Genomic DNA, 21485 nt, shown 5'->3' with positions numbered 1-21485 from the left:
CCTTGCAGGATCTGAACGATTGTAACGCTACGCCTGCCGTCCGGCGTGGGCGGCTTGCTATTCCCGCCCCAGGTCTTTTTGCGAATTGCCTAGGTCTTTTGCGAATTGGGCTTGGCGCCGTCTTCGTCCTTGTCCATGTCCTTGACGATATCCATGAAGCTGCGCAGGAAGCGCTCCATGTAGCCCATCGTCTTGTTGAAATCCTCCTCGCTGGGCAAAGTCGATTCGAAACGGGCGGCAAGCGAATTTTCGAGCTTGGCGACGCGTTCGTCGAGCGCCTTCACCGAACTTTGCAGCCGGTCGACCTCGCCCTGGAAGGCGGCGCGCTCGTCGGCCGCCATCTTGCAGACGAGCTGGCCGGAACGCTCCTCGCAGAGCGACATGGCGCCGGTTTGCGTATCCATGCGGACATAGCCATTGGCCGATTTCTCCAACCGGTAGCGATCGGCTTCATCGGAAAAGGCCGACGCCGCGACAAGCGACACCAGTGCTGCGGGGATCAAGACGTGTTTCAGACGCATGTTTTCCTCCATGAGCCAGTCAGCGCAAAATCTATCACAGTTTGCGCCTGAAATGGGGACGAACCTGAAATGGGGAAGAACACGGGCCTGCCCTTCCCCGCGTGGTCGGTTCGGACTATAGCGCAACTATGTCCGAGATCATCTACAAGATAGTTCCCGAGGTGCTGTGGCGCGAGGCTGAAAGAGAAGGCCGCTTCACCGGCGCGCCTATCGACGTCGCCGACGGCTTCATCCATTTTTCCACCGCCGGGCAGGTTCGGGAAACGGCGGCCAAACATTTCGCCGGCCAAAGCCGGTTGCTGCTGGTCGCCGTCGATAGCGCGCGCCTCGGCGATGCGCTGAAATATGAGGTCTCGCGCGGCGGCGCCCTGTTCCCGCATCTCTATGGCGGGCTCGGCCTCGATGCGGTCGTTTCGGTGCAGGCATTGCCGCTCGGCGCTGACGGCCGGCATGAATTCCCGGCGCTGGAGGCCGAATGAGCGCGTTCGACCGGATCGGCCAGAAACTGCTGTTCACGCTCGATCCGGAAACCGCGCATGGGCTGTCGATTGCCGCGCTGAGATGCGGGCTGCCGGTCGCCGGTCGTCCGCCGCAGGACAACAGGTTAAAGGTCAGCCGTTGCGGGCTCGATTTCCCGAACCCGCTCGGCATGGCCGCGGGTTACGACAAGAATGCCGAAGTGCCGGACGCGCTGCTCGGCCTCGGCTTCGGCTTCGCCGAGGTCGGCACGATCACGCCGCTGCCGCAGACGGGCAATCCAAAGCCACGCATCTTCCGGCTGCCTTCGGAGGGGGCGGTGATCAATCGGCTGGGCTTCAACAATGAGGGCCACGCCGCCGCGGAGAAGCGCCTTGCCGCCCGCAAGGGCCGCCCCGGCATCGTCGGGATCAACATCGGCGCCAACAAGGACAGCGCCGACCGCGTCAGTGATTATGAGCGCGGCATGATCCGGTTCGCGCGATATGCCAGCTATCTGACGATCAATATCTCCTCGCCGAACACGCCGGGCCTGCGCAACATGCAGGCGCGCGACCAGCTTGGCGAGCTCCTGTCGCGGGTCATGGCTGCGCGTGCGGCGGCACCGGCAAAACCGCCCGTCTTCCTCAAGATCGCCCCGGACCTGGTCGAGCCCGAGCTTGAGGACATCGCCGCCGAGATCAGCGACAAGCAAATGGACGGCGTCATCGTCTCCAACACCACGATCGCGCGATCCGGCCTGCGCAGCGCCGGCCTTGCTGGCGAGGCCGGCGGGCTTTCGGGGAAACCCTTGTTCGAGCGCTCGACCATCGTGCTGGCAAGGATGCGAAAACTGCTTGGCCCGGATCCCACTATCATCGGCGTCGGCGGCGTTGATTCCGCCGAGACGGCGTTGGAAAAGATCCGCGCCGGCGCCGATCTCGTGCAGCTCTACACCGGCATGATCTATGCCGGGCCCGCGCTGCCGGGGCGCATTCTTTCCGGCATGGCCCGTTTCATGGACAGTCAAGGGCTGAAGTCGCTGCGCGAGCTTCGCGACAGCCGCCTCGATCACTGGGCGGCGAAACCGCTTTAGCGATCAGTTAAAGGCTGTGCGCGCCCGCAGCCGCAATATGGCGAGCAGGCTGAAGCCGCGTACCAGCAGGAAGACATGCAACGCCGCCCACAAGCCGTGATTGCCGAAGGCCGGCGCCAGAATCAGCAGCGCGGCGCTGAACGACAGGAACGACACCAGCATCATGTTGCGCATGTCGCGCGACCATGTTGCGCCGATGAAAATCCCGTCCATCTCGAAAGCCAGCGCGCCGCTGAGCGAGGTGAACGCCGCCCAGGGCAGGTAGATGTCGGCAATGGCGCGGACGTCTGTCGCGGTCGTGATCAGGGCGACGAGATCGGCGCCCTCCAGCAGGAAGAAGAGCGTCGCCGCGCCCGCCAGCCCGAGCCCCCAAAGCAGCGTCAGCCGCACCGCCTGATCAAACGCCGTGGCGGCACGGGCGCCGATGGCGCGCCCGGCGAGCTGTTCGGCAGCGGTGGCGAAACCATCGAGGAAATAGCCGGCAACCAGGAAGAGGTTCATCAGCACGGCGTTGGCGGCCAGCGTCAGAGTGCCGAATTGTGCGCCCTGGCGCGTGAACAGCGCGAAGGCGGCGAGCAGCGAGAAGGAGCGGATCATGATATCGCGGTTGAGCGACATCATGCGCAGGAATGCCGGCAGATCGAGCACGCGGTGGCGCGGCAGCCTGGGTGCCGCCCAGAAGCGCCGGCCGACGATGGCGAGACCCAGCAGCATGGCGACGAATTCACCGGTGAGCGTTGCCCAGGCAACGCCGGCAACGCCCCAGCCGAGCTCCAGGCCAAGCAGGAAGCAGAGGGCGATGTTGATGCCGTTCAGTATCAATTGCAGGATCAGCCCGAGCCCGCCCTCGCCGCGCCCAAGCACGTAACCGAGGATGGCGTAATTGATCAGCGAGAACGGTGCCGCGAGCATCCTGATGCGGATATAGACGTCCATCGCCGCGCTGACGCGCGGCTCGGCGCCGATGAACCATTGCCCGGCGGTGGAGACCAGCGGCGCAAGCGCGGCAAGGACGACGCCGGCGACGACCGCGATCAGCACGGCGCGCCAGAACACCGCCTGCTCCTCCAGCGCATCGCCGCGCCCGAAGGCCTGGGCGACGAGGCCGGTGGTGCCGGAGCGCAGGAAGTTGAAGGTGGTGAAAACGACGTCGAAGATCAGGGCGCCGGCCGCCAGGCCGCCGAGAAGGGCGGCGTCGCCGAACTGCCCAACCAGCGCCGTGTCGACAATTCCGAGCAACGGCGTCGTCAGATAGGCAAGCGTCATCGGCACGGCGATGGCGAGCACCGAGCGGTTGGTGACGACGAAGGCCCTGGCTTCGGTGGTGTGGGCTTCGATGGGTAAAGCCTGCTCCAAACGCGTGTTGCTTCCTGTTGCGGCTTGATCGGCCAGCCGATGTGCCCCAGTTTGCGGACCTCGCGCAACCATCCACCCCGTTATGTTCAACCGAAATCCGCCTCTGGCGCACCGGCCGCCCCATGCCCCTGCAGATCGTTCATCATCCCGACTACGACGCCGGCTTCGCCGTCAACCACCGCTTCCCGATGAGCAAATATCCGCGGCTGATGGATGCGTTGCGGGCACGCGGCCTGGCGCAGCCCGAAGCGCTCAACATGCCGGAGGCGACGCGGCCATCATGGCTGAAGCTTGCCCACGCGGTCGACTATGTCGACCAGGTGCTTGCCTGCAAAGTGCCGGTGGCGATCGAGCGCGAGATCGGCTTTCCCGTCGGACCGCGGGTTTCGCTGAGGGCGCAGCTCGCAACGGCCGGCACGGTGCTGGCAGCGCGGCTGGCGTTGCTGAACGGCATCGCCTGCAACACCGCCGGCGGCAGCCATCATGCACGGCGCGCGCAAGGCGCCGGCTTCTGCACCTTCAACGACGTAGCCGTTGCCGCGCTGGTGCTGCTCGCCGAAGCTGCTGTCCAAAACATCCTGGTCGTCGACCTCGACGTGCATCAGGGCGACGGCACGGCGGATATCCTGAACGACGAGCCGCGCGTGTTTACCTTCTCCATGCATGGCGACCGCAACTACCCCGCGCGCAAGATCGCCTCCGATCTCGATGTCGCCCTGCCCGACGGCGCCGGCGATGCAGCCTATCTGGAGCGGCTGGACGCCATCCTGCCGGAGCTGTCGGCGCGAAGGCGCTGGGACCTCGTCTTCTACAATGCCGGCGTCGATGTCCATGTCGAGGACCGGCTCGGCAGGTTGTCGCTCACGGATGACGGGCTGCGCGCCCGCGACGATATGGTGATCCGCCATTTCCGCACGCTTGGCATACCGGTATGCGGCGTTATCGGCGGCGGCTATTCGACGGATGTCGCAGCACTTGCTGCACGGCACGCCATCCTGTTCGAGGTGGCGGCGGGCTACGCCTGAAAATTCACTTCCGGTAGTTAGCGATCCTGAGCAGGATGAAGGCCGGCACGACGATCGCGGCACCGAGCAGGATGTAGCCGAGAAAGCGGTCGATGGCGTGGAAGCCCAAATTCCACAGGTCGATGAAGAATTTGCGAATGCCATAAAGCACATCCATCGGCGACCAGCCGAAGGCATTCATGACCAGCCCGACGAGGAACGACACCACAAGCAGCTTCAGGATCACCCGGAGCGGCGTATCGCCGAGAAAGCGGTTCAGTGCGGACAAGCCTGTCTCCACAGTCGGGTGCCGCGATTCGGGCACATGCCTAGAAATACGCAGTTGATAGCCCTGCATCAAGCCGAGCCCTCAAACCGGATTGCGCATCGGCGCCGGGCCATGATATCGGAGGAACCAGCGCGGGTATGATGTAATGGTAGCTTGTCAGCTTCCCAAGCTGAACGCGCGGGTTCGATTCCCGCTACCCGCTCCAGCTTTTGCCCCCGGTGCATTGCACTTGTTCTGGCCAAGCTGAAAACCAACGGATTTATAGGCAGTTTTACAGCCCGGCTGGCCGTCTTTCATCTGTTTGGCCGATGTGCCAGTTCGTGGAATATCTCACATTGAGGGTCGGCGGGGCCTCGAATGACCCCAACCGGAAAGTCTACCCTTGGCCCGCTGGCTTCTGCTGGCGGGCTTTTTTTGAGCATCAGGCAGTAGTGGCCGACGTGCATCGGCGCCGCTGCTGGCGGGCCTGTCTGGTCGTCTGGCCGGCCACGGGATGCGCCCGCTACCCGCTCCAACCCTCAGCCCACCTCTCGCAAAATAAAATCGTGCAGCATCTTGGCTGCCGGTGACAGCGCGCGGTTCTTCACCGTGATCAGGCTGTAGGGCCTGACCTCGATGTCGAATTCAGTCTGGACGACATCGATAGCGCCGGCCAGGCCTTCGGGGTTCTGGATGAACTTCGCGACCTGGATCGACACCGGTGCGATGGCGTCGGATTGCGCGACCATGACCAGAGTCAATAGCAGCGAGCTGGTGTTGAGGATGCGGTCCGGCAGCGCGATGTTGCGGTTCAAAAAGTTGCTTTCCATCGCCTGGCGCAGCGGCGAGCCGCCCGACTGGAAAACCCAGTCATAGGCGGCGGTGTCTTCCAGCCGCACCGCCTTGCCCTTGGTCAGCGGGTGGCCGCGGCGCACGATCAGGCAGGCTTTCTCGACGCCGATGACGCGCGCTTCGAACAGCCGCGGATTGAGGTCGTCGGGGATGCGGGCGATGATGAAATCGTGGCGCGAGGCGATCAGCTCGCGTGCCAGGACGTTCGAGGTCTCGACCTGCATGGTGATTTCGATGCGCGGATAAAGGCGCCGGATCTCGCGGATCGCCGGCACCGCCAGCTCGATCGCCGGTGCTGTCACCGCGCCCAGGAATACCGAGCCGCCCTTGCCCGCCTTGAGCTCGAAAATCTCGCGGTCGACCTCGCGCATCTCGAGCAGGATCGATCGCGCGCGCCGTGCCAACGCCTTGCCATAGGGTGTCAGCGTGATGCCGCGCGGCAGCCTTTCGCAGAGCTTGACGTCGAGCACGGCCTCCATCTCGGCGATCATGCGCGAGGCCGCCGGCTGCGAGATGTTCATGACCTGGGCCGCGGCGCTCACCCGGCCGTGCTCGTCGAGGGCTGCGATCATGCGCATGTGACGCAGGCTCAAGCCGCTGCGCAGCAAGGTTCCGCCATCACCCGGGATCTCATCGTAACTGGCTGATATTCCGCCAGGATTTCGCAGCGCTGCCATGATTCTTCCCTACTCTTACGCCCGGCGCCCTGGCAGGATCCGGCAGCGTCGTCACTAGCCTAAGCCATATCAGTCTCGATATAGCAACCATCAAAGATCGCATTTGACAGTTATGGCAAAGCGACACACCCTTCGCGCGTCCTGAGGCTTGACGGTCGGTGACGAGGGAAAACTCGTATCGATTGAAACCAGAGTCTCGGGGCCGATTGGGAGGATACCGGAGATCGATTGACGGCAGCGGCGCGTTTGGCGCTCCTGCACGATTGCGCGGCCCACGAAACCCAAGGGTACGCGTCCATCAACCAGGGAGAGTTAATGTGAAGATTATCAAGACACTGGCCGCCGTCGCGGCCCTAGGCATCGCGGCCATGACGCTGCCGGCGCAGGCGGGCGAAGGCCTGATCGGCGTGCTGATGCCCACCAAGACCTCGCAGCGCTGGATCAACGACGGCGACGCCGTCAAGTCCCAGCTCGAGGCTCTGGGCTACACTGTCGACCTGCAGTACGCGCAGGACGACATTCCGAACCAGCTCAGCCAGCTGGAAAACGAAATCACCAAGGGCCCGAAGGCGCTGATCATCGCTTCGATCGACGGCACCACGATGGGCGATGCGTTGCAGAAGGCGAATGACGCCGGCGTTGTCGTCGTCGCTTACGACCGCCTGATCAAGAAGACGCCAAATGTCGACTACTACACCACCTTCGACAATTTCGGCGTCGGCGTCATCCAGGCCAAATCGCTGCTCAAGGGTCTCGGTTATCCCGAGAAGAAGGGCCCGTTCAACATCGAGCTGTTCGGCGGTTCGCCGGACGACAACAATGCGTTCTTCTTCTATAACGGCGCCATGTCGGTTCTTCAGCCGCTGATCGACGACAAGACCCTCGTCGTGAAGTCCGGCCAGATGGGCATGGACAAGGTCGGCACGCTGCGCTGGCTGGCGGCAACCGCCCAGGCCCGCATGGACAATCTGCTCTCCGCCAACTACTCGGACGGCAGCCGCGTCGATGGCGTGCTCTCGCCCTATGACGGCCTGTCGCGCGGCATCATCGCTTCGCTGCGCGCCGTAGGCTACGGCACCGCCGATCAGCCATGGCCGATCGTCACCGGACAGGACGCCGAGACCGCTTCGGTCAAGGCGATCATCGCCGGCGAACAGTATTCGACCGTGTTCAAGGACACCCGCGAACTCGCCAAGGCGACGGTCGAACTCGTCGACAAGGTGCTCTCGGGCGGCAAGCCGGAAGGCCTCGACACCACGACCTACAACAACGACGTCAAGGTCGTTCCCTCGATCCTGTTGACACCGCACGACGTCGACAAGTCGAACTATCAGTCCCTGGTGGTCGATTCCGGCTACATCAAGGCCGAAGAGCTGAAGTAATCGCGGTTACAAAGCCTGGGGTCCTGCGCAGGCAGGGCCCCTTTTCGTTGGCGAGCCAGCCCGGTATTGTTTGCGGACCTCGCAGGAGTGGTATTCTCAATGGCATCGACGATTTTGGAGATGTGCGACATCACCAAGACGTTTCCCGGCGTCAAGGCGCTGTCGAACGTCAAGCTCATGGTCGAGGAAGGCGAGATCCATGCCGTGGTCGGCGAGAACGGCGCTGGCAAGTCGACGCTGATGAAGGTGCTGTCGGGTGTGTATCCGTCCGGCACCTATGACGGCCAGATCATCTATCGCGGCGATGAGTGCCATTTCAAAGGCATCCATGACAGCGAGCGCAAGGGCATCGTCATCATCCACCAGGAGCTTGCGCTGGTGCCGATGCTGTCGATCGCCGAAAACATCTTTCTCGGCAACGAGCACGCCAGATACGGCGTCATCGACTGGAATGCCAATGAGGCGCGCACCAGCGCCCTGCTCAAGAAGGTCGGCCTCAAGGAAGACCCCAACACGCTGATCACCAATATCGGCGTCGGCAAGCAGCAGTTGGTCGAGATCGCCAAGGCGCTCAGCAAGGAAGTGAAGTTGCTCATTCTCGATGAGCCGACCGCGAGCCTGTCCGAAAAGGACAGCCAGGCGCTGCTCGATCTGCTGCTCGAATTCAAGCGGCAAGGCATCACTTCGATCCTGATCTCGCACAAGCTCAACGAGGTGAACCGGGTCGCCGACAAGGTCACCATCATCCGTGACGGGCGGACTATCGAGACGCTGGCCAAGAAGGACATCTCGGAGGACCGCATCATTACCTCGATGGTCGGCCGTTCGCTCGACGACCGCTATCCGCCGCGCGAGCCGAAGATCGGCGAGACCGTTCTCGAAGTGAAAAACTGGTCGGTCTACCACCCCATCCATGCCGAGCGGCAGGTCATCAAGGGTATCAACCTCAACGCCCGCAAGGGCGAAGTGGTCGGCATTGCCGGGCTCATGGGTGCCGGCCGGACCGAGTTTGCCATGAGCCTGTTCGGCCGGTCCTATGGCCGTCGCATCACCGGCGAGGTGTTCCTCAACGGCAAGCCGATCGACGTCTCTTCGGTGAGCAAGGCGGTGGAACACGGCATCGCCTACGTTACCGAGGACCGCAAGACCTACGGGCTCAACCTGATCGACCACATCAAGCACAACATCACGCTGGCCAACCTGCCCGGCGTGTCGCGCCACGGCGTGATCGACGATTTGCGCGAGCTTTCGGTCGCCAACGATTATCGCGGCAGGACCAATATCCGCGCCTCGAGCGTCTACCAGATGACCGGCAACCTTTCTGGCGGCAATCAGCAGAAGGTGGTGCTGTCGAAATGGCTGTTCGCCAATCCGGAAGTGCTGATCCTCGACGAGCCGACACGCGGTATCGACGTCGGCGCCAAGTATGAAATCTATACGATCATCGCGCGTCTCGCCTCCGAGGGTAAGGCAATCATCGTCATCTCGTCGGAAATGCCCGAACTGCTCGGCATCACCGACCGCATCTACGTCATGAACGAAGGACGCATCGTCGGCGAAATGGCGGCAAGCGACGCCAGCCAGGAAAAGATAATGCGCGCCATCGTCCGCGGAGAAGGAAAAGCATCATGAGCACCGAAAGCGCTCCCGGGCCGCAGACCGGCGTTGCCCAGGATCTACAACAGGGACCTCGCATTGCCGTCTCGGCGCTGGTCACCAACCTGCGCGAATACGGGTTGGTGCTGGCGTTGATCGCAATCATGGTGTTCTTCCAGTTCACCACGTCCGGAACGCTGTTCAAGCCGGTGAACCTCAGCAATCTCGTGCAGCAGAACAGCTTCATCATCGTGATGGCGCTGGGCATGCTTCTGGTGATCGTTTCGGGCCACATCGATCTCAGCGTCGGCTCCGTCGCCGGCTTCATCGGCGCGCTGGCGGCGATGATGATGGTCATCTGGCCGCTTGGCCCATTGAGCAATCCGCTGGTGGTGTCGATCATCTGCCTGATCGTCGGTGGTGCGATCGGCGCGGCACAAGGCTACTGGATTGCCTATCACCGAATACCGAGCTTTATCGTCACGCTGGCGGGCATGCTGATCTTCCGCGGCATCTGCCAGGCGCTGCTGGGTGGCGGGTCTTCCGTAGGGCCGCTTCCCGTCGGCTTCAAGGCGCTCAGTTCCGGCTTCATTCCGGACCTGATCGGCCCATTGACGCTGATACCGCCAACCGTGAACGCCGCCGGCAAAACCATTGTCGGCAGCGGCCTGACGCTGCACCTGACGACGATCGTGATCGGCCTCGTCGCCGTGCTCGCCTATGCCTATTTCGGGCTCAGGGCACGGCGCACCCGCGAGAAGCATGGCTACGAAGCCGAGCCCTTCTCGCTGTTCGTCGTCAAGACCCTGGTGATCAGCGCGCTGGCGCTGTTTCTCGTCTACCAATTCGCCACCTATAGGGGCCTCCCCATCGTTCTCATGGTGATGGGCGTGCTGATCGCGTTGTTCGTCTTCGTTACCAAACGCATGACGATCGGCCGTCGCATCTATGCGATGGGCGGCAATGCCAAGGCAGCCCAGCTATCGGGCATCAAGACCGAACGGCTGACGTTGATGGTGTTCATCAATATGGGCGTGCTGTCGGCACTCGGCGGCCTGATTATCGCAGCGCGCCTGGGGCAGGCTGTGCCGGCGGCCGGCCTCGGCAGCGAGCTCGACGTCATCGCCGCGGTGTTCATCGGTGGCGCTTCGGCGATGGGCGGCGTCGGCCAGGTGATCGGCGCGGTGGTCGGCGGCTTCATCATGGGCGTCATGAACAACGGCATGTCGATCATGGGCGTCAATGTCGACTGGCAGCAGGTGGTCAAAGGCCTGGTGCTGCTCGGCGCCGTCGTCTTCGACGTCTACAACAAGAACAAGGCTTGAGAGGCAACCAGGAGGCATACGGGTCACATCGCGGCGCTGCCGGGCGCAAAGAAGTCCCCCGAGGGACCTGATCCGCGAGCGCAATCCGGACGAAGAATTTCAACCGAGGCGCGGACAGGGGTCCGGGCCGCGCAGGGTGGGGTTTGCCGAGAAAGGGCAGGCCAGCCCACAATTCAGAGAGGGTTACCATGCTGATCTCACAAATCCTCGACGACGCCGAGACGATCCGCGTCGTTGCCCGCAACGGCGGCAAGACCCGCGTCATCAACGGCGCCCGCAGCGTCTATTCGCTGGCGATGGAAGCCGCGCGTACCGGCAGCGGGCTTGTCGCCCTGATCGAGCGCAAGGGCTTCGGCGAAACCGTCGATCTCGACGCAGCCTACAAGAAGGGCCGGCTGCTGTCGCCGATCAACCATCCCGATCCGGCGCATCTCCATCTCACCGGCACCGGGCTGACGCATCTCGGCTCCGCCGCGACCCGCGATTCCATGCACAAGAAGCTCAGCACGGACGGCGAGGAACAGCTGACCGATTCCATGAAGATGTTCCGCATGGGGCTTGAGGGCGGCAAGCCGGCGAAGGGCCAGATCGGCGTGCAGCCGGAATGGTTCTACAAGGGCAACGGCACCATGGCGGTGGCGCCCGGTGCGGCGCTTATGTCGCCCGCCTTCGCCCAGGATGCCGGCGAGGAGCCGGAAATCGCCGGTATCTATGTGATCGGCGACGACGGCGCCCCGTTCCGCGTCGGCTTCACGCTGTCTAACGAGTTTTCCGACCATGTCACCGAGCGTGTGAACTATCTCTTCCTTGCCCATTCCAAGCTGCGCAATGCTTCGTTCGGGCCGGAGATCCTGATCGGCGATCTGCCGTCCGATATCCGCGGCACTTCGCGCATCCTGCGCGACGGCAAGCTGCTTTGGGAAAAGCCGTTCCTGTCGGGCGAGGCGAACATGTCGCACACCATTGGCAATCTCGAGCATCACCACTTCAAATACTCAGCCTTCCGCCAGCCGGGCGACGTGCATGTGCACATGTTCGGCACGGCGACGCTGTCCTTTGCCGACGGCGTCAGGACCGAGGCCGGTGACGTATTCGAAATCGAGGCGCAGGATTTCGGCCTGCCACTGCGCAACCCGCTTGAAATCGAGCAGCCGGTGAAGGTCGCCGTGAAGGCACTTTGAGCCGGGCGTAGCCCGGAAGTGAGAGGAAGGTCAGCGCGCGGCGCGGAAATGCTTGGACAGTTTCAGGCCCTGTGCCTGATAGTTCGAGCCGAGATCAGTGCCGTAGAGCGCCCGCGGCCGTTTCAGCATGTGCTCATAGACCAACCGTCCGACGATCTGGCCGTGGTCGAGGATGAACGGCACTTCGTGGCTGCGTACCTCGAGCACCGCCCGGCTGCCGGTGCCGCCCGACGCCGAATGGCCGAAACCCGGGTCGAAGAAACCGGCATAATGGACGCGGAACTCGCCGACCAGCGGATCGAAGGGCGTCATTTCGGCGGCGTAGAGCGGCGGCACATGCACCGCCTCGCGCGACACCAGAATATAGAATTCGTCCGGATCGAGCACCAGCTCGCCGGCACCGCTCTTGTAGAGCGGCTCCCAGAAATCGACGACATCCTGCGCGGCGCGCTTGTCGACGTCGACGAGGCCGGTGTGGTGCTTGCCGCGATAGCCGACCAGCCCGTCCTTGTCGCCGTCGAGGTCGATCGATAGCGCGATGCCCCCGCCTGAGATGTTGGGTGGTTCGGTGGCGACCAACATTTCGGCGCGGTGCAACTCGTGCAACTCGTTTTCCGACAAGAGCGCATTGCCGGTGCGGAACCTGATCTGCGACAGCCGCGAGCCGATCCGCACGACGATCGGGAAAGTGCGCGGGCTGACCTCCAGGTAGAGCGGGCCTTCATAGCCGGCGGCGATCTTGTCGAACTCGTGGCCGCGGTCGGTCATTACCCGAGTGAAGATATCGAGCCGTCCGGTCGAGCTTTTCGGGTTGGCGGAGGCGGAAATATGGGCGGGCAGCGCCAGGCTTTCGAGCAGCGGCACGATGTAGACGCAGCCGGTTTCCAGCACAGCACCTTCGGCGAGGTTGATCTCGTGCAGCTTCAGCCGGTCGAGCTTGTCGGCAACCCTGTGGTCCGGGCCGGGCAAGAAGGAAGCACGCACCCGCCAGGCCTTGTCGCCGAGCCTGAGGTCAAGGCTGGCCGGCTGGATCTGATCGGCATCGAGCGTGCGCGGCGATTTCAGCGCGCCCGTCTGGAACAGCGCGGAAATATCCTGATCGGGAAGAATGCCTGTCTGCCGCAAGGGTCTGGCTCCGTTCGAACGCCGGGCGAGGTCTTGTTCTGTCGCAGGTCCGACCGTGGACGCGTTTGGCACCTGCTTGGTACAACCCTCTTAATCATGCCGGCAATTGACGCAAGCGTGGCGCGGGTCTAAAGCTCGTTATCCCGTGGTGATTTGGCCGGTCGGCTTGCAGCCACGTTAAACAAGTCGCTAAAGGACCGTCGGGCCGCAAGGCCATATGGACCGGTTGCGACTTTCGCGACCGGTTTTTTGTTGTTTGGACCAATTTTGGTGTTTGGATGGAATGATGACCAAGAAGCGCGACTGGAAGCCTCAGACCGCACTCGTGCATGCCGGAACGCTGCGTTCCGGCTTCGGCGAGACCTCCGAGGCGATGTATCTCACCCAAGGCTATGTCTACGAGACGGCGCAAGCGGCGGAGGCCCGCTTCAAGGGCGAGGAGCCGGGCTTCATCTATTCGCGCTATGCCAATCCGACGGTCGACATGTTTGAGAAACGCATGTGCGCGCTGGAAGGAGCCGAAGACGCGCGCGCCACGGCATCCGGCATGGCGGCGGTGACGGCAGCACTGCTGTGCAGCGCCAAGGCGGGCGACCATATCGTGGCGGCGCGCGCGCTGTTCGGCTCCTGCCGCTGGGTGGTCGAGACGCTGGCGCCGAAATACGGCATTGAGGCAACGCTGGTCGACGGCACCGACATCGCCAATTGGGAAAAGGCGGTCAAGCCAAACACCAAACTGTTTTTCCTGGAAAGCCCTACCAATCCAACGCTGGAGGTAGTCGACATTGCCGCCGTCGCGGCACTTGCCAATTCGATCGGCGCCAGGCTGATCGTCGACAATGTCTTCGCTACGCCCTTGCAGCAGAAACCCCTGCAGCTCGGCGCCCACATCGTCGTCTATTCGGCCACGAAGCATATTGACGGCCAGGGGCGCTGTCTTGGCGGCATCGTTCTGTCGGACAAGAAATGGATCGACGAGAACCTGCATGACTATTTCCGCCACACCGGCCCAAGCCTCTCGCCCTTCAATGCCTGGACGCTGCTGAAAGGCCTGGAGACGCTGCCGCTACGCGTACGCCAGCAGACGGAAAGTGCCGGCCGCATCGCGGATTTCCTGGCCGAGCGCCCGCAAATCGCCCGTGTCATCTATCCCGGCCGTGCCGACCACCCACAAGCGGCCGTGGTCAAGAAGCAGATGTCGGGTGGCTCGACGCTGATCTGCCTCGATGTGAAGGGCGGCAAGCAGGCGGCCTTTGCCTTCCAGAACGCACTCGACGTCGTGCTCATTTCCAACAATCTCGGCGACGCCAAGAGCCTGATCACCCATCCGGCGACGACGACGCACAAGAACTTGACCGATGAGGCCCGCGCCGAGCTCGGCATCGGACCGGGAACGCTCAGGCTGTCAGTTGGCCTTGAGGACGCCGACGACCTGCTCGAAGACATCGAGCAGGCACTGAGAGTTGCCGGATAAGGGCTGGCCGAACAGAGGCGAGCGGGAACGCGCCCGATCAGGCACCGGACGGGGTCTCTTCCAGCTCCGCGACGGTCTTTGTCTGGATAGTCATCACATTGCCGCGCCAGTCGACGGCGCCGCTCAGCCATCCGCGCGCCCAAATGGCGGGAAGCATCAGGTCTCGCGCCATCATCGCCGGGATCGTGCGCGGCGACAGGTGCCATCCCTTAGCCGAGGCCAAAGCGCATTCCGGCAGGTAGGCCGCGACCAGCACGGCGATGGCGGTTGCCGGCAGGCTGACGCCGGCGTCAGCCGCCGCGATCAGCGCAAGCACCAGCGGCGGCGCCGCGCCGATCAGGATCTCGGGGGCGAAGAACAGCGCGAAGGTGACGCGGCGCAGCCGCGCCCAGCGCGCCTGCCGCGACCAGATCTCGCCAAGCGTGCGCCGGCCGAGCGGCTGTTCGAAGGGCGAGGCGACAAGATTGACCCGCAGTCCGAGCCCGTTGACCAGCTTGGTCGCGGCGGCGTCCTCGGCGATCTCGGCGGCAAGCGCGCGGATGCCGCCATTGGCGTCGAGCATCGGCTTGTTCCACAACATGCTCTTACCCTGCGCGAAGCCGAGGCCGAGCGCCTCTCCGGCGTACTGCCAGCGTGCCTGCAGCGTGTTGAGAAAGGCGCATTCGACCTCCCCCCAGAAGCCGTCCGGCCGTGAGCCGATCGGCGTCGAGCAGACGAGGCCAGTACCATGCCGCCATGCCGCCATCAGCTGCTGGACGTAGTCGCTCGGCATAAGCACATTGGAATCGGCAAGAATGACCCAGCGATAATGCGCCGCTTCCCAACCCTTCACGCAATTGTTGAGTTTTGGATTGCCGCTGATGCGGTCGTCACCGACTAGAAGGCGGGCGCGAATAGCTGGAAAGCGCGCCATTGCGGCGGTGATCGGCTTGACCACCGGGTCGTCGGCATGGGCAACGCAGAAGATGAGTTCGTAGCGCGGCCAGTCGAGTGAGAAGGCGCGCTCCAGCGTCTCTTCGGCAAACGGCTCGACGCCGCGTGCCGGGATGACGATCGATACCGGCGGCGCGTTGGCGGGCGGTGCGATCCTGGCTGGTCGCTTCAGCTTCAGCGAAGCTAACAGGATGCTGGCGAGATTTGAAAGAAGGAGGGCTATGGAAAGGAGAGCGGCTGCGAATGTCGGTTCCATCGAGATCTGGTCACTCCAGAAGTGCCGGCCGCATGACGGCCGTTTTCAACAATTCGACAGAACGCTGAGTCGCCCGGCACAAGCCTGCACACCATCATTGTCATGTGTCACTTAAATGACATTGTTTTTCGGCACCTGCGCTCGAGTCGGGCAAGGAGATGACGCGCATCGTTGATCAAACTGCGCTGAGCGTCGAAAGTTCCATCTACATTGCTTTGGAGCAGTTTATGTACAGCGCCGTCACCCGCAACATCGAAGTGCAGGTCAGGCCGTTCTATCTGGAGGATCACTCCGACCCGCCGCAAAACCGCTATGTCTGGGGATATCAGGTGACCATCGACAATCAGTCGGATGAGTTCGTGCAGCTTCTGTCGCGCTACTGGCACATTACCGACGGCACCGGCAAGGTCGAGGAAGTGCGCGGCCCCGGGGTCGTCGGCGAGCAACCCGGACTCAACCCCGGCGACAGCTATCAGTATACGTCTGGATGCCCGCTCTCGACGCCGTCCGGCATCATGGTCGGGCACTACACCATGCGCAACAGGCGGGGCGAGACGTTCGACGTCGCCATCCCCGCCTTCTCGCTCGACTTGCCGGGAATGCGGCGCACCGTCAATTGACGGCGGTCATCCGGCCGCTGCAAACTCCGCCGGGTCGAAGTCATATTGCTTCGAGCAGAATTCGCAGGCGACGTGAATGCTGCCATCCTCGGTGCTGTCCCTGATCTCCTCGGCGGAAAAGCCTTCGAGGATGCCGTGGATCTTCTCCCTCGAGCATGAGCACTGGTCGGCGACCGGCACCCCGCCGAACACGCGGACGCCATGCTCGTGGAAAAGCCGGTAAAGCAGCCGTTCGGCGCCGATCGTCGGATCGATCAGCTCGGTCGGTTCAACAGTACCAAGCAGCGCCAGCAGCTCCTGCCAGGAATTGTCGGTCGGGTCGTGGATTTCCTCACGCGGATCGCCGTCGCCACCTGGAAGGTCGGGTACGCGCATGCGCTCCGCCGACTGCGGCAGGAATTGTGCCAGCAGGCCACCGGCCCGCCATTGTTCGCGGGCACCGCCGACGCCGGGCGTCAGAAGCTTGGCAACCGAAAGCCGGAGGTCGGTCGGAATCTGCTCCGACTGGCGGAAATAAGTGCGTGCGGCATCTTCCAGTGTGACGCCGTCGAGCTGGACGATGCCCTGGTAGCGTTGCGTGTGGGCGCCCTGGTCGATGGTCAGCGCCAGGACGCCGCTGCCGAGCAGCGTCTGCGGTGACGTCTCGCCGGCAGAAGTCAAAGCCTGCAGCCGGTCGGCATCGAAGCGGGCGTAAGCGCGCAGCGCGTGCGGCGTGGAGAAATCCGCGACCAGCATGTCGACCGGCCCGTCGGTGCGGGTCTGCAGAATGAACTTGCCCTCGAACTTCAGCGAAGTTCCGAGCAATACCGTCAACACACAGGCTTCAGCCAGGAGCCGGGCGACCGGCTCGGGATAGTCGTGGCGGCTGAGAATAGCATCGAGCATCGGCCCGAGCTGGACGGTGCGACCGCGCACGTCGAGCGGGCCGACCTCGAACGGCACGACATGGTCGTCGCCGGCGTAGCCGAATTCGCCGAGCTTGGGTTTATGTTCAGCCAATTGATGAGTTTCCAACATGACAAAGCTCCGGGGCGCGGCGATGCCGCCCTCCGGGGCGCATGCGACGAGACGCGCTCGATTTGCGTGATGCGCCTGAGATAGGCACCACCAACTCCCGGATCAAGGCGGCCCAGATCAAGGCGGCGCAGATCAGGCCGGCCCGGATCACCGCGGCTCGTATCAAGCGCCCAGGCACCAGGCCAGGACCGCCTTCTGGGCATGGAGCCGGTTCTCGGCCTCATCGAACACCACCGAATGCGGTCCGTCGATGACCTCGTCGGTAACCTCCTCACCGCGATGCGCCGGCAGACAGTGCATGAACAGCGCATCCGGCTTGGCTTTCGCCATCAGTGCCGCATTGACCTGATAGGGCAGGAAGACATTGTGGCCGCGGGCACGGTGCTCCTGGCCCATCGACACCCAGCAGTCGGTGACGATGCAGTCGGCCTCGTGAACGGCCTCCTCGGGCGAACGGGTGAATTTCAGCTTGCCGCCATTGGCTTTCGACCAGTCGACATGCTTCTGGGCCGGTTCGCTGCCCTCGGGCACGGCGACATTCAGCTTGAAATGGAACCGCGCGGATGCCTCCAGCAGCGAATGCAGCACGTTGTTGCCGTCGCCGGTCCAGGCGATCGTTTTACCGGCCACCGGACCGCGGTGCTCTTCGAAGGTCATGATGTCGGCCATCAGCTGGCAGGGATGGGTCTCGTCGGTCAGCCCGTTAATGACGGGGACCGTAGCGTTTTCCATCAGTTCCAGCAGCCGGTCATGCGAGGTGGTGCGGATCATGATGGCATCGACGTAGCGCGACAGCACCTTGGCCGTGTCGGCAATGGTCTCCGAGCGGCCAAGCTGCATCTCGGTGCCGGTCAGCATGATCGTCTCGCCACCCAACTGCCGCATACCGACGTCGAACGACACGCGCGTGCGCGTCGACGGCTTGTCGAAGATCATCGCCAGCACCTTGCCTTCGAGCGGCTTGCTGCGTTCGCCGGCCTTGAGCCTTGCCTTTCGCACCGCTGCGTCGTCGAGCATGAAGCGCAGATCGCCTTCGGAAACGGCGGAAAGATCGGTGAAATGGCGAAGGGACATCAGGAATTCCAGGATTACTTCGCAGCGGCAGCGACGATGGCATCTGCCAGGCTCTTGGCGCCGGCACGAATGCGCTCGAGCGCTTCGTGGATCTCGGCGTCGGTGACGGTGAGAGGCGGCAGCAGGCGGATAACGTTGTCGCCGGCCGGAACCGTCAAGAGATGCTGGTCACGCAGTGCCACCGTGACCTTGGTGTTGGGCATCGCGCATTTAAGCCCGAGCATCAGGCCGGTGCCCCTGATGCTTTCGATAACATCCGGAAATTCGTCGGCGACGCCAGCGAGCCCCTGCTTCAACAGCAGTGCCTTGCGCTGGACGTCTTCGAGAAAGCCGTCTTCCAGTACCACGTCGAGCACGGCGTTGCCGACCGCCATTGCCAGCGGATTGCCGCCGAAGGTGGTGCCGTGCACGCCGGCGGTCATGCCGACCGCTGCCTCGTCGGTGGCGAGGCAGGCACCCATCGGGAAGCCGCCGCCGATGCCTTTGGCCACCGCCATGAGGTCGGGGGTGACACCCGCCCACTCATGCGCGAACAGCTTTCCGGTGCGGCCGACGCCGCATTGGACCTCGTCGAAAATCAGGAGCAGTCCGTGCTGATCGCAGAGCTGCCTGAGCCGCTTCAGCGATTGCGTCGGCACTTGCCTGATGCCGCCCTCGCCTTGCACCGGCTCGATCAGGATCGCCGCGGTTTCAGGCGTGATCGCCTTCTCGGTGGCATCCACATCGTCGAAACCGACCTGGTCGAAGCCGTCGACCTTGGGGCCGAAACCTTCCAGATACTTGTACTGGCCGCCGGCGGCGATGGTCGCCAGGGTGCGGCCGTGGAAGGCGCCTTCGAAGGTGATTGTGCGGTAGCGCTCGGGATGGCCCTTGACGAAGTGGTAGCGCCGCGCCGTCTTGATGGCGCATTCGAGCGCCTCTGCGCCGGAATTGGTGAAGAACACCTTGTCGGCAAAGCTTGCGTCGGCCAGCCGCTCGCCGAGCCGGCTCTGTCCCGGAATCTCGTACAGATTAGAGACGTGCCAGAGCTTGGCGGCCTGCTCGGTGAGGGCCGCGACCAGATGCGGATGGCTGTAGCCCAACGAATTCACGGCGATGCCGCCGGCGAAATCGAGATATCGCTCGCCCTTGTCGGTGACCAGCCAGGTGCCTTCACCGTGGTCGAAAGCCAGGGGTGCGCGAACAAAGGTCTCGAAAAGCGCCGAACCGCTCATTATATGCGTCTCCGGAACCGGAAAAATCAAAAAGCCGCCAAAGCGGCGGCCCTTGTGGCTTATCGTGTTTTTCGGCCGTGAAGTCAACGAAAAGGTCGCGCAAGGTCGCGCGGCAAGCCCCCCAGCATAACGCCGGCTCCTAAGCGACCGGGCAAGTTGGGGAAAACCGAAAAAACCGATTCGTGTTGGCCTTGGGACTCTTGTCACCGAGTCAGCGCATAAGGTAATTGTAGCAGAGAAATAACTAGATTTCGTGCGGCGGACCTAATCACCCGATATATGTGGTGTCTGCCCGGCAGAAGCCGGGTCGGGAATGGATTCCGATTGCCGCACGTTTCAGCAGGAGCGCGGTCTCATGAACTGGACTGACGAGCGAGTCGAACTTCTCAGAAAATTGTGGTCGGAGGGCCTCAGCGCCAGCCAGATCGCCGCACAGCTTGGCGGGGTCAGCCGCAATGCGGTCATCGGCAAAGTGCACCGGCTGAAACTGTCCGGTCGCGGACGCACGACCTCCTCACCGGCACGCCAGAAGAAGACGGTGCAGGGATCGACGATCCAGAAATCGGTGTCCCGGGCAGCAAGCGCCACGCGCCATGCCACCACCTCGATGTCGATCGGTGCGACCGCGCTCAAGGCGCAGTTCGATGCCGAACCGGTGGCGCGCCACTATATCCGCCCGGTCGAGAACGTCGTCGTGCCGATCTCGCGGCATCTGCAACTTGTCGAACTCAACGAGCGCACTTGCAAATGGCCGAACGGCGATCCGCTTTCGGAAGACTTCCATTTCTGCGGCAACGACGCCGCCGAAACCGGCCCCTACTGCAAGTACCACGCCCGCGTGGCGTTCCAGCCGGCATCGGAGCGGCGGCGGAGCAGGTGAATGGTGAATGGTGAATGGTGAATGGTGGCGGGCTGAGCTTGGAGTAAGAAAGCAAGGCTCTTGCCTAGCCCTATTCACTATTGATCATTCACCCACTTCATAGCCACCCATTCTTGCGAAACCGCCAGTAAAGAAACGTGCAGATCAGGGCAATTGCCGCCAGGACGGCCGGGTAGCCATATTCCATCCTCAGTTCCGGCATGTCGCTGAAATTCATGCCGTAAATGCCGGCGAATGCCGTCGGCACGGCCAAGATTGCGGCCCATGAGGCAAGCTTCTTGGAGATCGCCGTCTCCTGGCTTTGACCGACCAGAAGGCTCGCCTCGAAGGCGAAGGCGAGAACCTCACGCAGGCTGTCGATCTTTTCCTGGACAGTGCGGATGTGGTCGGTGACGTCGCGAAACAGCGGGTGCATGGCTGTGTGGATTTGCGGCAGATCGGCGCTGGTGAGCCGCCGGCAGACCTCCACCAGCGGCAGGGCCGCATTACGCAGGCGCAAGAGATCGCGGCGCAGCATGTAAAGCCGTTCGATATCGGAGCCGGTCATCGGTTTCAGCAGAACCTTGTCCTCGATCGCCTCGACCTCGTTTTCGATCTGCTCAAGCACCGGCATATAGTTGTCGACGATGAAATCGAGAATGGCGTAGAGGACGAAATCCTCGCCCTTGGCAAGGGAATGCGGGCAGCTTTCCCAATGCTGGCGAACGGCGGCGTAGGAGGTCGACGGGCCATGCCTGACGCTGACGATGTAGCCCGCGCCGACGAACAGATGCGTCTCGCCGAAGGTGACGCGGCTGTCGATCAGCTGCGCCGTGCGGGCAACGATGAACAGGGCATCACCATATTGCTCGATCTTCGGTCGCTGGTGCGGATGCTCGGCGTCCTCGATCGCCAGCTCATGCAGATGGAATTGCGCCTGGACGCGCAGCAACAAATTGCGGTCGGGCTCCAGCAGTCCGATCCAGACCACGTGGCCCGGCTTCCCGGCCCATTCGCCGGCTTCCTCGATCGGAATGTCGGCGATGCGCCGCCCAGCCGTATAGACGCCGCAAGCGATTATACCCGACATCGGCGGCGCAGGAGCAAACTCGCGGACATATTCCATCGCAGCCTCCTGAAGGCGTGGCCTTCATCGCGGAACTGAGAAGTCGGCGCGTCGAAAGCTTAGCGCAATTTTC

Annotated in this window: 20 protein-coding genes, 1 tRNA gene and 1 riboswitch; of the genes, 11 read left to right on the top strand and 10 right to left on the bottom strand. The window is 63.1% G+C overall.

The annotated features are described in order from the left end of the window. Nucleotides 1-89: 89 nt before the first annotated feature. Entirely contained in the window at nucleotides 90-521 is a 432-nt protein-coding gene (locus NKH49_RS04335; protein WP_352613925.1) for a hypothetical protein, read from the bottom strand. A gap of 128 nt (nucleotides 522-649) precedes the next feature. Between NKH49_RS04335 and NKH49_RS04330 the strand changes: the two genes are divergently transcribed. Beyond that, nucleotides 650-1000, top strand: a complete 351-nt coding sequence (locus NKH49_RS04330) for a DUF952 domain-containing protein (RefSeq protein ID WP_352613924.1) — start codon at nucleotides 650-652, stop codon at nucleotides 998-1000. After that, nucleotides 997-2073, top strand: a complete 1077-nt coding sequence (locus NKH49_RS04325; RefSeq protein WP_352613923.1) for a quinone-dependent dihydroorotate dehydrogenase — start codon at nucleotides 997-999, stop codon at nucleotides 2071-2073. The genes NKH49_RS04330 and NKH49_RS04325 overlap by 4 nt, the downstream gene beginning before the upstream one ends. A 3-nt stretch (nucleotides 2074-2076) precedes the next feature. Here NKH49_RS04325 and NKH49_RS04320 read toward each other — a convergent pair whose 3' ends face one another. Further along, nucleotides 2077-3501 carry an MATE family efflux transporter gene (locus NKH49_RS04320; RefSeq protein ID WP_352613958.1) on the bottom strand — a complete coding sequence of 475 codons (1425 nt, stop codon included), beginning with the start codon at nucleotides 3499-3501 and terminating at the stop codon, nucleotides 2077-2079. A gap of 50 nt (nucleotides 3502-3551) precedes the next feature. Between NKH49_RS04320 and NKH49_RS04315 the strand changes: the two genes are divergently transcribed. Then, nucleotides 3552-4454 carry a histone deacetylase family protein gene (locus NKH49_RS04315; protein WP_352613922.1) on the top strand — a complete coding sequence of 301 codons (903 nt, stop codon included), beginning with the start codon at nucleotides 3552-3554 and terminating at the stop codon, nucleotides 4452-4454. Nucleotides 4455-4458: 4 nt separating this feature from the next. Here NKH49_RS04315 and NKH49_RS04310 read toward each other — a convergent pair whose 3' ends face one another. Continuing rightward, nucleotides 4459-4722: a DUF6460 domain-containing protein gene (locus NKH49_RS04310; protein WP_023677362.1), complete on the bottom strand. Its 264-nt coding sequence runs from the start codon at nucleotides 4720-4722 to the stop codon at nucleotides 4459-4461. Between the two features lie 131 nt (nucleotides 4723-4853). On the opposite strand from NKH49_RS04310, the gene NKH49_RS04305 reads away from it, so the two are divergent. Then, nucleotides 4854-4927: transfer RNA gene (locus NKH49_RS04305), tRNA-Gly, on the top strand. Between the two features lie 313 nt (nucleotides 4928-5240). Here the strand turns inward: NKH49_RS04305 and NKH49_RS04300 are convergent. After that, on the bottom strand, nucleotides 5241-6230 hold the full coding sequence (locus NKH49_RS04300; RefSeq protein WP_352613921.1) for a LysR family transcriptional regulator: 990 nt from the start codon (nucleotides 6228-6230) through the stop codon (nucleotides 5241-5243). A gap of 317 nt (nucleotides 6231-6547) precedes the next feature. On the opposite strand from NKH49_RS04300, the gene chvE reads away from it, so the two are divergent. The 4 genes from chvE to araD1 all read left to right on the top strand — a co-directional run bounded on the left by chvE (nucleotide 6548) and on the right by araD1 (nucleotide 11714). Beyond that, a complete protein-coding gene (gene chvE, locus NKH49_RS04295) occupies nucleotides 6548-7612 on the top strand; it encodes a multiple monosaccharide ABC transporter substrate-binding protein (RefSeq protein ID WP_352470121.1) in 1065 nt (354 codons plus the stop codon). A gap of 99 nt (nucleotides 7613-7711) precedes the next feature. Beyond that, complete coding sequence (gene mmsA / locus NKH49_RS04290) at nucleotides 7712-9244, top strand: multiple monosaccharide ABC transporter ATP-binding protein (protein WP_352470119.1); 1533 nt, start codon at nucleotides 7712-7714, stop codon at nucleotides 9242-9244. Then, nucleotides 9241-10533, top strand: a complete 1293-nt coding sequence (mmsB, locus tag NKH49_RS04285) for a multiple monosaccharide ABC transporter permease (RefSeq protein WP_292659525.1) — start codon at nucleotides 9241-9243, stop codon at nucleotides 10531-10533. Before mmsA ends, mmsB begins: the two co-directional genes overlap by 4 nt. 188 nt (nucleotides 10534-10721) lie before the next feature. Next, on the top strand, nucleotides 10722-11714 hold the full coding sequence (araD1, locus tag NKH49_RS04280; RefSeq protein ID WP_352613920.1) for an AraD1 family protein: 993 nt from the start codon (nucleotides 10722-10724) through the stop codon (nucleotides 11712-11714). A 30-nt stretch (nucleotides 11715-11744) separates the two neighbouring features. Here araD1 and NKH49_RS04275 read toward each other — a convergent pair whose 3' ends face one another. Beyond that, nucleotides 11745-12839: a 2'-deoxycytidine 5'-triphosphate deaminase gene (locus tag NKH49_RS04275; protein WP_352613919.1), complete on the bottom strand. Its 1095-nt coding sequence runs from the start codon at nucleotides 12837-12839 to the stop codon at nucleotides 11745-11747. 135 nt (nucleotides 12840-12974) lie between these two features. Then, nucleotides 12975-13052: riboswitch (SAM riboswitch) on the top strand. A gap of 70 nt (nucleotides 13053-13122) precedes the next feature. Between NKH49_RS04275 and NKH49_RS04270 the strand changes: the two genes are divergently transcribed. Next, nucleotides 13123-14313 (top strand): O-succinylhomoserine sulfhydrylase, encoded by a 1191-nt coding sequence (locus tag NKH49_RS04270; RefSeq protein WP_352613918.1) that lies wholly within the window; start codon nucleotides 13123-13125, stop codon nucleotides 14311-14313. A gap of 37 nt (nucleotides 14314-14350) precedes the next feature. On the opposite strand, the gene NKH49_RS04265 is transcribed toward NKH49_RS04270, so the two are convergent. After that, entirely contained in the window at nucleotides 14351-15502 is a 1152-nt protein-coding gene (locus NKH49_RS04265) for a ceramide glucosyltransferase (protein ID WP_352613917.1), read from the bottom strand. Between the two features lie 227 nt (nucleotides 15503-15729). Here NKH49_RS04265 and apaG point away from each other — a divergent pair, with 227 nt between their 5' ends. Beyond that, nucleotides 15730-16122: a Co2+/Mg2+ efflux facilitator ApaG/CorD gene (gene apaG, locus NKH49_RS04260; protein WP_352470114.1), complete on the top strand. Its 393-nt coding sequence runs from the start codon at nucleotides 15730-15732 to the stop codon at nucleotides 16120-16122. Nucleotides 16123-16128: 6 nt separating this feature from the next. Here apaG and NKH49_RS04255 read toward each other — a convergent pair whose 3' ends face one another. From NKH49_RS04255 to NKH49_RS04245, 3 genes are all read right to left on the bottom strand, one after another. Continuing rightward, nucleotides 16129-17139 (bottom strand): Hsp33 family molecular chaperone, encoded by a 1011-nt coding sequence (locus NKH49_RS04255; protein WP_352470113.1) that lies wholly within the window; start codon nucleotides 17137-17139, stop codon nucleotides 16129-16131. Nucleotides 17140-17301: 162 nt separating this feature from the next. After that, nucleotides 17302-18213 (bottom strand): ornithine carbamoyltransferase, encoded by a 912-nt coding sequence (argF, locus tag NKH49_RS04250; protein ID WP_352470112.1) that lies wholly within the window; start codon nucleotides 18211-18213, stop codon nucleotides 17302-17304. Between the two features lie 14 nt (nucleotides 18214-18227). Then, nucleotides 18228-19427, bottom strand: coding sequence for an aspartate aminotransferase family protein (locus NKH49_RS04245; protein ID WP_352470110.1), 1200 nt, complete (start codon nucleotides 19425-19427; stop codon nucleotides 18228-18230). Nucleotides 19428-19782: 355 nt separating this feature from the next. Between NKH49_RS04245 and NKH49_RS04240 the strand changes: the two genes are divergently transcribed. After that, the gene (locus NKH49_RS04240; RefSeq protein ID WP_352925208.1) at nucleotides 19783-20307 is read left to right on the top strand and encodes a GcrA family cell cycle regulator; all 525 of its coding nucleotides are present in this window, start codon (nucleotides 19783-19785) and stop codon (nucleotides 20305-20307) included. Between the two features lie 97 nt (nucleotides 20308-20404). Here the strand turns inward: NKH49_RS04240 and NKH49_RS04235 are convergent, their stop codons facing one another. Beyond that, entirely contained in the window at nucleotides 20405-21412 is a 1008-nt protein-coding gene (locus tag NKH49_RS04235; RefSeq protein ID WP_023677347.1) for a magnesium and cobalt transport protein CorA, read from the bottom strand. Between the last annotated feature and the right edge of the window lie 73 nt (nucleotides 21413-21485).

Source organism: Mesorhizobium sp. M1088 (assembly GCF_040318575.1).
GTDB lineage: Bacteria > Pseudomonadota > Alphaproteobacteria > Rhizobiales > Rhizobiaceae > Mesorhizobium.
The sequence above is the reverse complement of the archived record's forward strand: the minus strand, read 5'-3'. Positions and strand labels throughout refer to the sequence as shown.

Coding starts and splice junctions, on each gene's coding strand:
- araD1 (WP_352613920.1), top strand. CDS start 10,722: ATGCTGATCTCACAAATCCTCGACGACGCCGAGACGATCCGCGTCGTT.
- NKH49_RS04255 (WP_352470113.1), bottom strand. CDS start 17,139: ATGTTGGAAACTCATCAATTGGCTGAACATAAACCCAAGCTCGGCGAA.
- NKH49_RS04330 (WP_352613924.1), top strand. CDS start 650: ATGTCCGAGATCATCTACAAGATAGTTCCCGAGGTGCTGTGGCGCGAG.
- NKH49_RS04300 (WP_352613921.1), bottom strand. CDS start 6,230: ATGGCAGCGCTGCGAAATCCTGGCGGAATATCAGCCAGTTACGATGAG.
- mmsB (WP_292659525.1), top strand. CDS start 9,241: ATGAGCACCGAAAGCGCTCCCGGGCCGCAGACCGGCGTTGCCCAGGAT.
- argF (WP_352470112.1), bottom strand. CDS start 18,213: ATGTCCCTTCGCCATTTCACCGATCTTTCCGCCGTTTCCGAAGGCGAT.
- NKH49_RS04265 (WP_352613917.1), bottom strand. CDS start 15,502: ATGGAACCGACATTCGCAGCCGCTCTCCTTTCCATAGCCCTCCTTCTT.
- NKH49_RS04240 (WP_352925208.1), top strand. CDS start 19,783: ATGAACTGGACTGACGAGCGAGTCGAACTTCTCAGAAAATTGTGGTCG.
- NKH49_RS04245 (WP_352470110.1), bottom strand. CDS start 19,427: ATGAGCGGTTCGGCGCTTTTCGAGACCTTTGTTCGCGCACCCCTGGCT.
- NKH49_RS04335 (WP_352613925.1), bottom strand. CDS start 521: ATGCGTCTGAAACACGTCTTGATCCCCGCAGCACTGGTGTCGCTTGTC.
- NKH49_RS04235 (WP_023677347.1), bottom strand. CDS start 21,412: ATGGAATATGTCCGCGAGTTTGCTCCTGCGCCGCCGATGTCGGGTATA.
- NKH49_RS04315 (WP_352613922.1), top strand. CDS start 3,552: ATGCCCCTGCAGATCGTTCATCATCCCGACTACGACGCCGGCTTCGCC.
- apaG (WP_352470114.1), top strand. CDS start 15,730: ATGTACAGCGCCGTCACCCGCAACATCGAAGTGCAGGTCAGGCCGTTC.
- mmsA (WP_352470119.1), top strand. CDS start 7,712: ATGGCATCGACGATTTTGGAGATGTGCGACATCACCAAGACGTTTCCC.
- NKH49_RS04270 (WP_352613918.1), top strand. CDS start 13,123: ATGATGACCAAGAAGCGCGACTGGAAGCCTCAGACCGCACTCGTGCAT.
- NKH49_RS04320 (WP_352613958.1), bottom strand. CDS start 3,501: ATGGTTGCGCGAGGTCCGCAAACTGGGGCACATCGGCTGGCCGATCAA.
- NKH49_RS04325 (WP_352613923.1), top strand. CDS start 997: ATGAGCGCGTTCGACCGGATCGGCCAGAAACTGCTGTTCACGCTCGAT.